Here is a 12887-nt window from a genome sequence, read left to right as displayed (position 1 = left end):
TTGATGGGTGCCGCCCCTTTTCGCATGTTCCACCACCTTTTGTATCCAGGAAGAAGCAGCCACCGTGTCTGACCCGAACCTGAACGCGAGCCACGACTCCGTCGAGTCCGTCGAGGACGAGCTCGACATCGTCGAGGCGGCAGACGCTGTGGACCCCGACGAGGCCGAGCTCGCCGACGCCGAGGCGGGTGTCGCCGCCGAAGAGGCCGCGCTGCACGTCGAGGACGAGGTGGACGTCGAGGCTGAGGACGACGCCGAGGCCGAAGAGGCCGCCGACGCCGTCGAGGACGAGACCGAGGACGAGGACGCGCAGGACGTGGCGGCCGAGGCCGGCGCGGACACCGACGAGGAGGCCCCGGCCGAGCCGGCGGAGCCCGTCGACCCCGTCCAGGCCCTGCGCGACGAACTGCGCCTCCTGCCCGGCGAGTGGTACGTGATCCACACCTACGCGGGCTACGAGAAGCGCGTGAAGGCCAACCTGGAGCAGCGCGCCGTCTCGCTGAACGTCGAGGAGTTCATCTACCAGGCCGAGGTGCCCGAGGAAGAGATCGTCCAGATCAAGAACGGCGAGCGCAAGAACGTCCGGCAGAACAAGCTGCCCGGCTACGTTCTCGTCCGCATGGATCTGACGAACGAGTCCTGGGGCGTCGTCCGCAACACGCCTGGCGTCACCGGCTTCGTCGGCAACGCGTACGACCCGTACCCGCTGACCCTGGACGAGATCGTCAAGATGCTCGCCCCGGAGGCGCAGGAGAAGGCCGCCAAGGCCGCCGCGGAAGAGGCCGGCCTGCCGGCGCCCGCCGTCAAGCGCACCATCGAGGTCCTGGACTTCGAGGTCGGCGACTCGGTCACCGTCACCGACGGTCCGTTCGCGACGCTGCAGGCGACGATCAACGAGATCAACCCGGACTCGAAGAAGGTCAAGGGCCTCGTCGAGATCTTCGGCCGCGAGACCCCGGTCGAGCTCAGCTTCGACCAGATCCAGAAGAACTGACCGCGCTGATCCACTGCGCGTGAGCCAGGGCTTCCGGGCCACAGCTTCCGGACAGGTCAGATCGCCCTCGCGGGCGGTCTGACCTGCTCGGTTTTTAGCCCCGCACCGATACCCGTTATCGTGGTGCGGTATGCCTCCATCCGGATGACCGGATGAGTGGCTGAAAACTCTCACTAGGACCCGGAGAGAGCAATGCCTCCCAAGAAGAAGAAGGTCACGGGGCTTATCAAGCTCCAGATCAAGGCCGGTGCGGCCAACCCGGCTCCGCCGGTCGGCCCCGCGCTCGGTCAGCACGGCGTCAACATCATGGAGTTCTGCAAGGCCTACAACGCCGCGACCGAGTCGCAGCGTGGCATGGTCGTGCCGGTGGAGATCACGGTCTACGACGACCGCTCCTTCACCTTCATCACCAAGACTCCGCCGGCCGCGCGCCTCATCCTGAAGCACGCGGGCGTGGAGAAGGGCTCCGGCGAGCCGCACAAGACCAAGGTCGCCAAGCTCACCGGCGCCCAGGTCCGCGAGATCGCCGAGCTGAAGATGCCCGACCTGAACGCCAACGACATCGACGCCGCCGTGAAGATCATTTCCGGTACCGCGCGCTCGATGGGCATCACGGTCGAAGGCTGATCCAGCCACATCCCCGTACCACCAGTGGTAGGGCCAAGCGCTGGTCCGCACCACGACTCCACGTCTGAAGAAACAACACAGGAGCAGAAGTGAAGCGCAGCAAGACTCTCCGCGCTGCGGACGCCAAGGTCGACCGGGAGAAGCAGTACGCCCCGCTCGAGGCCGTCCGTCTCGCCAAGGAGACCTCCGCGACCAAGTTCGACAGCACCGTCGAGGTCGCCTTCCGCCTGGGTGTCGACCCGCGCAAGGCCGACCAGATGGTGCGCGGCACCGTGAACCTCCCGCACGGCACCGGCAAGACCGCCCGGGTCCTGGTCTTCGCGACCGGTGACCGTGCTGCGGCCGCGGAAGCCGCCGGCGCCGACATCGTCGGCGATGACGAACTGATCAACGAGATCGCCAAGGGCAACCGCCTCAACGAGTTCGACGCCGTGGTGGCCACCCCGGACCTCATGGGCAAGGTCGGCCGTCTCGGCCGCGTGCTCGGTCCCCGTGGCCTCATGCCGAACCCGAAGACCGGCACCGTCACGATGGACGTCGCGAAGGCCGTCACCGAGATCAAGGGTGGCAAGATCGAGTTCCGCGTCGACAAGCACTCGAACCTGCACTTCATCATCGGCAAGGTCTCCTTCTCCGATGAGCAGCTGGTCGAGAACTACGGCGCCGCCCTCGACGAGATCCTTCGTCTGAAGCCGTCCGCCGCGAAGGGCCGCTACATCAAGAAGGCCGCCCTGAGCACCACGATGGGTCCCGGCATCCAGCTGGACTCCAACCGCACCCGGAACCTCCTCGTCGAGGAAGACCCGGCTGCTGTCTGATCCGGCTGAGCCCTCCGGCTCATTGCTCGGCTGAGCGGGCCCTCCACCTCCCTTCACGGGCGGTGGGGGGCCCGTTTCCGTGTTTCGCGCCACAAAGCGGGACCGGACGCGCAAAGGGCAGGTGTTCGAGCGGCAAGGGAACGTACTGTCGGCACCAAGTGAATGATCACAAGGGGTGGGGGACCTCCATGTCTGCATACCGCAGGAAGACCGCCGGCGCCGCACTGGCCGCCGTACTGCTCGTGGGCGGGGCCACGGCGTGCGAGGACGCCAAGGACACGAAGAAGGACAACGGGGCCTCTGCGGCGCCGTCCACGGCCGCGCCGACGCCGGCCGCGGTCGCACCGGCCGCGTTCCTGGAGAAGACGAAGAAGAAGTCCGCGGAGATCACCTCGCTGCGCTACTCGATGTCCGGTACGGCCGCGGGGCAGAACATCTCCGGCGAGGCCTCGATGCGCCTCAAGCCCACCGTGGCGATGTCCATGACGATGGCCTCGCCCGAGACGCCGGGACAGAACGTCGAGATCCGCCTCCTCGACGGCGTGCTCTACATCGGTGGCGAGGGCAAGTTCATGAAGTTCGACATGAAGGCGATGGCGCCGGAAGAGGCCAAGCAGCTGGATGCGCTGGGCGCGGGCCAGCAGGGCGAGAACCCGGGCGACCGGGCGGGGGACCTGAGCGCGGCCAAGGACCTGAAGACGGTCGGCGAGGAGACCGTCGACGGTCAGAAGACCACGCACCTGACCGGCACGGTCACGCTGGACGAGCTGAAGGCCCAGAGCGCGGCGGCCACGCCCGAGACCAAGGCGCGCCAGGAGAAGAACGTGAAGACGCTGGAGGCGCAGGGCATCAAGGACCTGACCATGGACATCTGGATCGACGAGTCCGACCAGACCAGGCAGTTCCGCACCCGCGGCAACGGCTCGTCCGGTCCGATGGACGTCACCATCAAGTTCCTGGACGTCAACAAGCCGGTCGAGGTCGCCGCTCCGCCGGCCGACCAGGTGGTGGACCTGGCCGAGATGATGGCGGGCGCCGGCGAGGGCTCCTGAGGCGCCCCTGAGGCGATTTGCCTTGGCTCGACCCCTTCACGTACGCTTCACCAGAAGCCAAAGACCGCTGGTCGTTGCCGTGCTCGCAAGAGTGCGGTGGCCGAAGGATCCGCTGAGTGCGGACGTCCTGCGCAGGTGTTCGTGGAGAAGCTCCCGGAGTGATTCGGTCGAGCTTACGCCCCGTGCGCTTGCGCCGGGGCGTTTCGTTTTGTTCAGCCCCTTCTGAGCGGTCCTCATCACCCGGAAGGAGGCCGACGCTCTATGGCAAGGCCCGACAAGGCTGCCGCGGTAGCCGAGCTCACGGACCAGTTCCAGAGCTCGAACGCCGCCGTGCTGACCGAGTACCGGGGTCTCACCGTTGCGCAGCTCAAGACGCTGCGTCGTTCGCTCGGTGAGAACGCCCAGTACGCCGTGGTGAAGAACACGCTGACCAAGATTGCGGCCAACCAGGCCGGGATCACCGCGCTGGACGAGCACTTCGCTGGTCCGACCGCGGTCGCCTTCATCACCGGTGACCCGGTGGAGTCGGCGAAGAGCCTGCGTGACTTCGCCAAGGACAACCCGAACCTCATCATCAAGGCGGGTGTCCTTGATGGCAAGGCGCTCACGGCCGATGAGATCAAGAAGCTTGCGGACCTCGAGTCCCGCGAGGTTCTGCTCAGCAAGCTGGCCGGCGCGTTCAAGGGCAAGCAGTCTCAGGCTGCCTCGCTCTTCCAGGCGCTGCCGTCGAAGTTCGTCCGCACCGCGGAAGCGCTTCGCGTCAAGCTCGCCGAGCAGGGCGGTGCCGAGTAATTCGGCTCGCGCACTGATCCACGCCGCCTAGTGCGTGGGTCGTAGCGGGCCGTTACGCCCGCCTCTATATACATCCGGCACCTGCCGAATTAGTGGAAGGATCGCCCATCATGGCGAAGCTCTCTCAGGACGACCTCCTCGCCCAGTTCGAGGAGATGACCCTCATCGAGCTCTCCGAGTTCGTGAAGGCCTTCGAGGAGAAGTTCGACGTCACCGCCGCCGCGGCCGTCGCCGTTGCCGGCCCCGCCGCCGGTGGCCCGGCCGCCGAGGTTGCCGAGGAGCAGGACGAGTTCGACGTCATCCTCACCGGTGCCGGCGACAAGAAGATCCAGGTCATCAAGGTCGTGCGCGAGCTGACCTCCCTGGGCCTGAAGGAGGCCAAGGACCTCGTCGACGGCGCTCCGAAGCCGGTCCTCGAGAAGGTCGCCAAGGAGGCCGCTGACAAGGCCGCCGAGTCCCTCAAGGCTGCCGGCGCGGCTGTCGAGGTCAAGTAACACCTCTGAGGCCTCTCTGAGGCCTCAGCCGAGGGCGATCACCCGTAAGGGTGGTCGCCCTTTGGCGTACCCGTAGTGCCTGACTTGCCCTGGTCTCGTTGGGGAGTAGGGTGATCATCGTTGCTCTGCGGCAGGGTCCCAAGATGATCCGCTCGGAGCAGGGGGCCTTGACGAACGGGACGCGGCGCGCAATTCTCAAACCCGTCGCCAGCTCGGTCAGCTTCGATCCGAGATCTGAGGCATGGATCGACTACGAAGAGGGCAGTACTCATACGCGCTCTGTGTACGAGGCCGCAGCGTTGAAGCAGTGTCGGAACAACATGGGGAAGGCCTGTTGCCGGTTTCCGGAAACCTGGTCTGGACATCAGTGAGCCGAGTGGCTACACTGACCCTTTGCGCTGCCTGTTAGCTGCCCCCTGCCCGTCGCCAGGGGCATGCCCACGCTTGAGCACACTTGATTGATCGTCCTGACCTGAGCTTTTGGCCCAAGTCGGGAGAGCCTGTCTTCTGTGTCGGCTGGGACCGGTACGCGCGTAGTGAGTCCGAGCCCTCGGAAGGACCCCCTCTTGGCCGCCTCGCGCAACGCCTCGACCAATACGAACAACGGTGCCAGCACCGCCCCGCTGCGCATCTCCTTTGCAAAGATCAAGGAACCCCTCGAGGTTCCGAACCTCCTGGCGCTGCAGACCGAGAGCTTTGACTGGCTGCTCGGGAATGCGGCCTGGAAGTCTCGCGTCGAGTCGGCGCTTGAGAGTGGACAGGACGTCCCCACCAAGTCCGGTCTGGAAGAGATCTTCGAGGAGATCTCGCCGATCGAGGACTTCTCCGGGTCGATGTCGCTGACCTTCCGCGACCACCGTTTCGAGCCGGCGAAGAACTCTGTCGACGAGTGCAAGGAGCGCGACTTCACATACGCGGCTCCGCTGTTCGTCACGGCCGAGTTCACGAACAACGAGACCGGAGAGATCAAGTCTCAGACGGTCTTCATGGGCGACTTCCCGCTCATGACCAACAAGGGCACCTTCGTCATCAACGGCACCGAGCGTGTCGTCGTGTCGCAGCTTGTCCGTTCCCCCGGTGTCTACTTCGACTCCTCCATCGACAAGACGTCCGACAAGGACATCTTCTCCGCCAAGATCATCCCGTCCCGGGGTGCCTGGCTGGAGATGGAGATCGACAAGCGCGACATGGTCGGTGTCCGCATCGACCGCAAGCGCAAGCAGTCCGTCACCGTCCTCCTGAAGGCTCTCGGCTGGACCACCGAGCAGATCCTGGAGGAGTTCGGCGAGTACGAGTCCATGCGCGCCACCCTGGAGAAGGACCACACCCAGGGTCAGGACGACGCGCTGCTCGACATCTACCGCAAGCTGCGTCCGGGCGAGCCGCCGACCCGCGAGGCCGCTCAGACGCTGCTCGAGAACCTCTACTTCAACCCGAAGCGCTACGACCTCGCCAAGGTCGGCCGCTACAAGGTGAACAAGAAGCTCGGCGCCGACGAGCCGCTGGACGCCGGTGTGCTCACCACGGACGACGTCATCGCGACGATCAAGTACCTGGTGAAGCTGCACGCCGGCGAGACCGAGACGACCGGCGAGTCCGGCCGCTCGATCGTGGTCGAGACCGATGACATCGACCACTTCGGCAACCGTCGTCTGCGCAACGTCGGCGAGCTCATCCAGAACCAGGTCCGCACGGGCCTGGCGCGGATGGAGCGCGTCGTCCGCGAGCGCATGACGACCCAGGACGTCGAGGCCATCACGCCGCAGACCCTGATCAACATCCGGCCGGTCGTCGCCTCCATCAAGGAGTTCTTCGGCACCAGCCAGCTGTCGCAGTTCATGGACCAGAACAACCCGCTGTCGGGTCTGACCCACAAGCGCCGCCTGTCGGCGCTGGGCCCCGGCGGTCTGTCCCGTGAGCGGGCCGGCTTCGAGGTCCGTGACGTCCACCCGTCGCACTACGGCCGCATGTGCCCGATCGAGACCCCTGAAGGCCCGAACATCGGTCTGATCGGCTCGCTCGCGTCCTACGGCCGGGTCAACGCCTTCGGCTTCGTCGAGACCCCGTACCGCAAGGTCATCGAGGGTGTCGTCACGGACGAGGTCGACTACCTGACCGCGGACGAGGAAGACCGCTTCGTCATCGCCCAGGCCAACGCCGGCCTGAACGACGAGATGCGCTTCACCGAGAACCGCGTGCTGGTCCGCCGTCGTGGCGGCGAGATCGACTACATCGCCGGCGACGACGTCGACTACATGGACGTCTCCCCGCGCCAGATGGTGTCCGTCGCGACCGCGATGATCCCCTTCCTGGAGCACGACGACGCCAACCGTGCCCTCATGGGCGCGAACATGATGCGCCAGGCCGTTCCGCTGATCAAGGCGGAGGCGCCGCTCGTCGGCACCGGCATGGAGTACCGCTGTGCGGTCGACGCCGGTGACTCGATCCGTGCGGAGAAGGACGGTGTGGTCCAGGAGGTCTCGGCCGACTACATCACCGTCGCCAACGACGACGGCACGTACACCACGTACCGCGTCGCGAAGTTCTCCCGCTCGAACCAGGGCACCTCGGTCAACCAGAAGGTCATCGTCAACGAGGGCGACCGGATCATCGAGTCCCAGGTCCTCGCCGACGGTCCCGCGACCGAAGAGGGCGAAATGGCCCTCGGCAAGAACCTGCTCGTGGCGTTCATGCCCTGGGAAGGCCACAACTACGAGGACGCGATCATCCTGTCGCAGCGCCTCGTACAGGACGACGTCCTCTCCTCGATCCACATCGAGGAGCACGAGGTCGACGCCCGTGACACCAAGCTGGGCCCCGAGGAGATCACCCGGGACATCCCGAACGTCTCCGAGGAGGTCCTCGCGGACCTCGACGAGCGCGGCATCATCCGCATCGGTGCGGACGTCGTCGCCGGCGACATCCTGGTCGGCAAGGTCACGCCCAAGGGCGAGACCGAGCTGACCCCGGAGGAGCGCCTGCTCCGCGCGATCTTCGGTGAGAAGGCCCGCGAGGTGCGTGACACCTCGCTCAAGGTCCCCCACGGTGAGATCGGCAAGGTCATCGGGGTCCGCGTCTTCGACCGCGAGGAGGGCGACGAGCTTCCTCCGGGCGTGAACCAGCTGGTCCGCGTCTACGTGGCCCAGAAGCGCAAGATCACCGACGGTGACAAGCTCGCCGGCCGCCACGGCAACAAGGGCGTCATCTCCAAGATCCTTCCGATCGAGGACATGCCCTTCCTGGAAGACGGCACGCCCGTCGACATCATCCTGAACCCGCTGGGTGTCCCGTCCCGAATGAACCCGGGACAGGTCCTGGAGATCCACCTCGGCTGGCTCGCCAGCCGCGGCTGGGACGTCTCCGGCCTGGCGGACGAGTGGGCGCAGCGCCTCCAGGCGATCGGCGCCGACCAGGTCGCCCCCGGCACCAACGTCGCCACCCCGGTGTTCGACGGTGCCCGCGAGGACGAGCTGGCCGGTCTGCTGCAGCACACCATCCCGAACCGCGACGGCGAGCGCATGGTGCTCCCGACCGGTAAGGCGCGTCTGTTCGACGGCCGCTCCGGCGAGCCGTTCCCGGACCCGATCTCGGTCGGGTACATGTACATCCTCAAGCTCCACCACCTGGTCGACGACAAGCTCCACGCTCGGTCGACCGGTCCGTACTCGATGATCACGCAGCAGCCGCTGGGTGGTAAGGCGCAGTTCGGTGGCCAGCGCTTCGGTGAGATGGAGGTGTGGGCGCTTGAGGCTTATGGCGCCGCTTACGCCCTCCAGGAGCTGCTGACCATCAAGTCCGACGACGTCACCGGCCGCGTGAAGGTCTACGAGGCCATCGTCAAGGGCGAGAACATCCCCGAGCCGGGCATTCCCGAGTCCTTCAAGGTGCTCATCAAGGAAATGCAGTCGCTCTGCCTCAACGTGGAGGTGCTGTCCTCGGACGGCATGTCCATCGAGATGCGCGACACCGACGAGGACGTCTTCCGCGCGGCGGAGGAGCTCGGTATCGACCTGTCCCGGCGCGAGCCGAGCAGCGTCGAAGAGGTCTGACGGGCCTGACGGGGGGCTCGCTCAAGAGCCCCCCGTCATCCCCGGGACCGTTCAGACCATGATTGAGACTCGACCCCGAAAGAGGGATTGACGCACAGTGCTCGACGTCAACTTCTTCGACGAGCTGCGGATCGGCCTTGCCACCGCGGACGACATCCGAACCTGGTCGCACGGCGAGGTCAAGAAGCCGGAGACCATCAACTACCGCACCCTCAAGCCCGAGAAGGACGGACTCTTCTGCGAGAAGATCTTCGGTCCGACCCGGGACTGGGAGTGCTACTGCGGCAAGTACAAGCGTGTCCGCTTCAAGGGCATCATCTGCGAGCGCTGCGGCGTCGAGGTCACGCGCGCCAAGGTGCGCCGTGAGCGGATGGGCCACATCGAGCTTGCCGCTCCCGTCACCCACATCTGGTACTTCAAGGGCGTCCCCTCGCGCCTGGGCTACCTGCTGGACCTCGCGCCGAAGGACCTCGAGAAGGTCATCTACTTCGCCGCGTACATGATCACGTTCGTGGACGACGAGCGCCGCACCCGCGACCTCCCGTCCCTGGAGGCGCACGTCTCCGTCGAGCGCCAGCAGATCGAGAACCGCCGCGACGCGGACCTCGAAGGCCGTGCCAAGAAGCTTGAGACCGACCTGGCCGAGCTTGAGGCCGAGGGCGCGAAGGCCGACGTGCGCCGCAAGGTGCGCGAAGGTGCCGAGCGTGAGATGAAGCAGCTCCGCGACCGCGCCCAGCGCGAGATCGACCGCCTCGACGAGGTGTGGGCCCGCTTCAAGAACCTCAAGGTCCAGGACCTGGAGGGCGACGAGCTCCTGTACCGCGAGCTGCGTGACCGCTTCGGCACGTACTTCGACGGGTGCATGGGCGCCGCCGCGCTGCAGAAGCGCCTGGAGTCCTTCGACCTGGAGGAGGAGGCCGAGCGCCTCCGCGAGATCATCCGTACCGGCAAGGGCCAGAAGAAGACCCGTGCGCTCAAGCGCCTCAAGGTCGTCTCCGCGTTCCTGCAGACCAGCAACAAGCCCAAGGGCATGGTTCTGGACTGCGTGCCGGTGATCCCGCCGGACCTGCGTCCGATGGTGCAGCTGGACGGTGGCCGCTTCGCGACCTCCGACCTGAACGACCTGTACCGCCGCGTGATCAACCGCAACAACCGCCTGAAGCGCCTTCTGGACCTCGGTGCCCCCGAGATCATCGTGAACAACGAGAAGCGCATGCTCCAGGAGGCCGTGGACGCCCTCTTCGACAACGGTCGTCGTGGCCGCCCGGTGACCGGTCCCGGCAACCGCCCGCTGAAGTCCCTGAGCGACATGCTCAAGGGCAAGCAGGGTCGATTCCGCCAGAACCTCCTCGGCAAGCGCGTGGACTACTCCGCGCGTTCCGTGATCGTCGTCGGTCCGCAGCTGAAGCTGCACCAGTGCGGCCTGCCCAAGGCCATGGCGCTGGAGCTCTTCAAGCCGTTCGTGATGAAGCGCCTGGTCGACCTGAACCACGCGCAGAACATCAAGTCGGCGAAGCGCATGGTCGAGCGCGGCCGCACGGTGGTCTACGACGTCCTCGAAGAGGTCATCGCCGAGCACCCGGTCCTGCTCAACCGTGCGCCCACGCTGCACCGCCTCGGCATCCAGGCCTTCGAGCCCCAGCTGGTCGAGGGCAAGGCCATCCAGATCCACCCGCTCGTCTGCACCGCGTTCAACGCGGACTTCGACGGTGACCAGATGGCCGTGCACCTGCCGCTCTCCGCGGAGGCGCAGGCCGAGGCCCGCATCCTGATGCTGTCCTCGAACAACATCCTGAAGCCGGCCGACGGCCGTCCGGTCACGATGCCGACCCAGGACATGGTCCTCGGTCTGTTCTTCCTGACCACCGACGGCGAGCTCCGTGACGTCAAGGGCGAGGGCCGCGCGTTCGGCTCCACGGCCGAGGCGACCATGGCGTTCGACAACGGCGAGCTCGCGCTCCAGTCGGCCGTCGACATCCGCTTCCCGGTGGGCACCATCCCGCCGCGCGGCTGGGTGCCGCCGGTCGCCGAGAGCGGCGAGGACGCCGTGGCGGAGCGTGAGTTCCAGCCGGGCGACAGCTTCCGTCTGCGCACCACCCTGGGCCGCGCGCTCTTCAACGAGCTGCTGCCCGAGGACTACCCGTTCGTCGACTACTCGGTGGGCAAGAAGCAGCTCTCCGAGATCGTCAACGACCTGGCGGAGCGCTACCCCAAGGTGATCGTGGCGGCGACGCTCGACAACCTGAAGGCGGCCGGCTTCCACTGGGCGACCCGTTCGGGCGTCACCGTGGCCATCTCCGACGTCGTCGTGCCCGAGGCCAAGAAGGCCATCGTCAAGGGCTACGAGGAGCAGGACGAGAAGGTCCAGAAGCAGTACGAGCGCGGTCTGATCACCAAGGACGAGCGCACGCAGGAGCTCATCGCGATCTGGACCAAGGCGACCAACGAGGTTGCCGAGGCGATGAACGCGAACTTCCCCAAGACGAACCCCATCTTCATGATGGTTGACTCGGGTGCCCGAGGAAACATGATGCAGATGCGACAGATCGCCGGTATGCGTGGTCTGGTGTCGAACGCGAAGAACGAGACCATCCCGCGTCCGATCAAGGCGTCCTTCCGTGAGGGCCTCACCGTTCTGGAGTACTTCATCTCCACGCACGGTGCCCGTAAGGGTCTGGCGGACACCGCCCTGCGTACCGCCGACTCGGGTTACCTGACCCGTCGTCTGGTGGACGTCTCGCAGGACGTGATCATCCGCGAGGAGGACTGCGGCACCGAGCGCGGCCTGAAGCTGAAGATCGCCGTTCGCGGCGAGGACGGCGTGCTGCGCAAGGCCGACGACGTCGAGACCTCGATCTACGCCCGCATGCTGGCCGAGGACGTCGTCATCGACGGCAAGGTCATCGCGCCGGCCAACGTCGACCTCGGTGACGTCCTCATCGACGCCCTGGTCGCCAACGGCGTCGAGGAGGTCAAGACCCGCTCGGTCCTGACCTGTGAGTCCGCGGTCGGCACCTGTGCCTTCTGCTACGGACGCTCGCTCGCCACCGGCAAGCTGGTCGACATCGGTGAGGCGGTCGGCATCATCGCCGCCCAGTCCATCGGTGAGCCCGGTACCCAGCTGACGATGCGTACCTTCCACACCGGTGGTGTGGCCGGTGACGACATCACGCAGGGTCTGCCGCGTGTCGTCGAGCTCTTCGAGGCCCGTACCCCGAAGGGTGTCGCCCCGATCTCCGAGGCCGCCGGCCGCGTGCGGATCGAGGAGACCGAGAAGACGAAGAAGATCGTCATCACGCCCGACGACGGCAGCGACGAGACGGCGTTCCCGATCTCGAAGCGCGCCAAGGTCATCGTGCACGAGGGCGACCACGTCGAGGTGGGCCAGAAGCTCACCATGGGTGCCACCAACCCGCACGACGTGCTGCGCATCCTCGGCCAGCGTGCCGTCCAGGTCCACCTGGTCGGCGAAGTCCAGAAGGTCTACAACTCGCAGGGCGTGTCGATCCACGACAAGCACATCGAGATCATCATCCGGCAGATGCTGCGCCGCGTGACGATCATCGAGTCCGGCGACGCGGAGCTCCTGCCGGGCGAGCTCGTCGAGCGGTCGAAGTTCGAGACCGAGAACCGTCGCGTGGTCACCGAGGGCGGTCACCCCGCCTCCGGCCGTCCGCAGCTGATGGGTATCACCAAGGCCTCGCTCGCGACCGAGTCGTGGCTGTCGGCGGCGTCCTTCCAGGAGACGACCAGGGTTCTGACGGACGCGGCGATCAACGCCAAGTCCGACTCCCTGATCGGCCTCAAGGAGAACGTCATCATCGGCAAGCTCATCCCGGCCGGTACGGGCCTCGCCCGCTACCGCAACATCCGGGTGGAGCCCACCGAGGAAGCCAAGGCCGCGATGTACTCGGCCGTCGGCTACGACGACATCGACTACTCGCCCTTCGGCACCGGCTCCGGCCAGGCGGTCCCGCTGGAGGACTACGACTACGGCCCGTACAACGGCTGAGTCGCAGCAGAGCAGTAACCGCAGGGCGGTCACCCGTGAGGGTGGCCGC

8 protein-coding genes are annotated in these 12887 nt (G+C 66.3%); all 8 read left to right on the top strand.

Features of this window, described 5'->3' with window-relative positions; translation table 11 throughout:
• Positions 1–64: 64 nt before the first annotated feature.
• The 8 genes from nusG (at position 65) to ACLJTM_RS00785 (ending at position 12838) form a co-directional block, all read left to right on the top strand.
• Positions 65–994 (top strand): transcription termination/antitermination protein NusG, encoded by a 930-nt coding sequence (gene nusG / locus ACLJTM_RS00820; protein WP_411101375.1) that lies wholly within the window; start codon positions 65–67, stop codon positions 992–994.
• Positions 995–1186: 192 nt separating this feature from the next.
• The gene (rplK, locus tag ACLJTM_RS00815; RefSeq protein WP_031147457.1) at positions 1187–1621 is read left to right on the top strand and encodes a 50S ribosomal protein L11; all 435 of its coding nucleotides are present in this window, start codon (positions 1187–1189) and stop codon (positions 1619–1621) included.
• 89 nt (positions 1622–1710) lie between these two features.
• Positions 1711–2439 carry a 50S ribosomal protein L1 gene (gene rplA, locus ACLJTM_RS00810; protein WP_053682631.1) on the top strand — a complete coding sequence of 243 codons (729 nt, stop codon included), beginning with the start codon at positions 1711–1713 and terminating at the stop codon, positions 2437–2439.
• Positions 2440–2627: 188 nt separating this feature from the next.
• Positions 2628–3491, top strand: coding sequence for an LppX_LprAFG lipoprotein (locus tag ACLJTM_RS00805; protein WP_411101374.1), 864 nt, complete (start codon positions 2628–2630; stop codon positions 3489–3491).
• A 261-nt stretch (positions 3492–3752) separates the two neighbouring features.
• The gene (gene rplJ, locus ACLJTM_RS00800) at positions 3753–4283 is read left to right on the top strand and encodes a 50S ribosomal protein L10 (protein WP_030710304.1); all 531 of its coding nucleotides are present in this window, start codon (positions 3753–3755) and stop codon (positions 4281–4283) included.
• A gap of 110 nt (positions 4284–4393) precedes the next feature.
• Positions 4394–4777 carry a 50S ribosomal protein L7/L12 gene (rplL, locus tag ACLJTM_RS00795; RefSeq protein WP_327415794.1) on the top strand — a complete coding sequence of 128 codons (384 nt, stop codon included), beginning with the start codon at positions 4394–4396 and terminating at the stop codon, positions 4775–4777.
• A 566-nt stretch (positions 4778–5343) separates the two neighbouring features.
• A complete protein-coding gene (gene rpoB / locus ACLJTM_RS00790; protein ID WP_031147448.1) occupies positions 5344–8826 on the top strand; it encodes a DNA-directed RNA polymerase subunit beta in 3483 nt (1160 codons plus the stop codon).
• Positions 8827–8923: 97 nt separating this feature from the next.
• Positions 8924–12838, top strand: a complete 3915-nt coding sequence (locus ACLJTM_RS00785) for a DNA-directed RNA polymerase subunit beta' (protein WP_411101373.1) — start codon at positions 8924–8926, stop codon at positions 12836–12838.
• Positions 12839–12887: the final 49 nt, after the last annotated feature.

Origin of the sequence: Streptomyces sp. cmx-4-9 (assembly GCF_046548835.1) — a bacterium.
In the GTDB taxonomy this organism is placed as follows: domain Bacteria; phylum Actinomycetota; class Actinomycetes; order Streptomycetales; family Streptomycetaceae; genus Streptomyces.
Note: the sequence above shows the minus strand (reverse complement) of the source record. Positions and strands in the feature narration are given on the sequence as shown.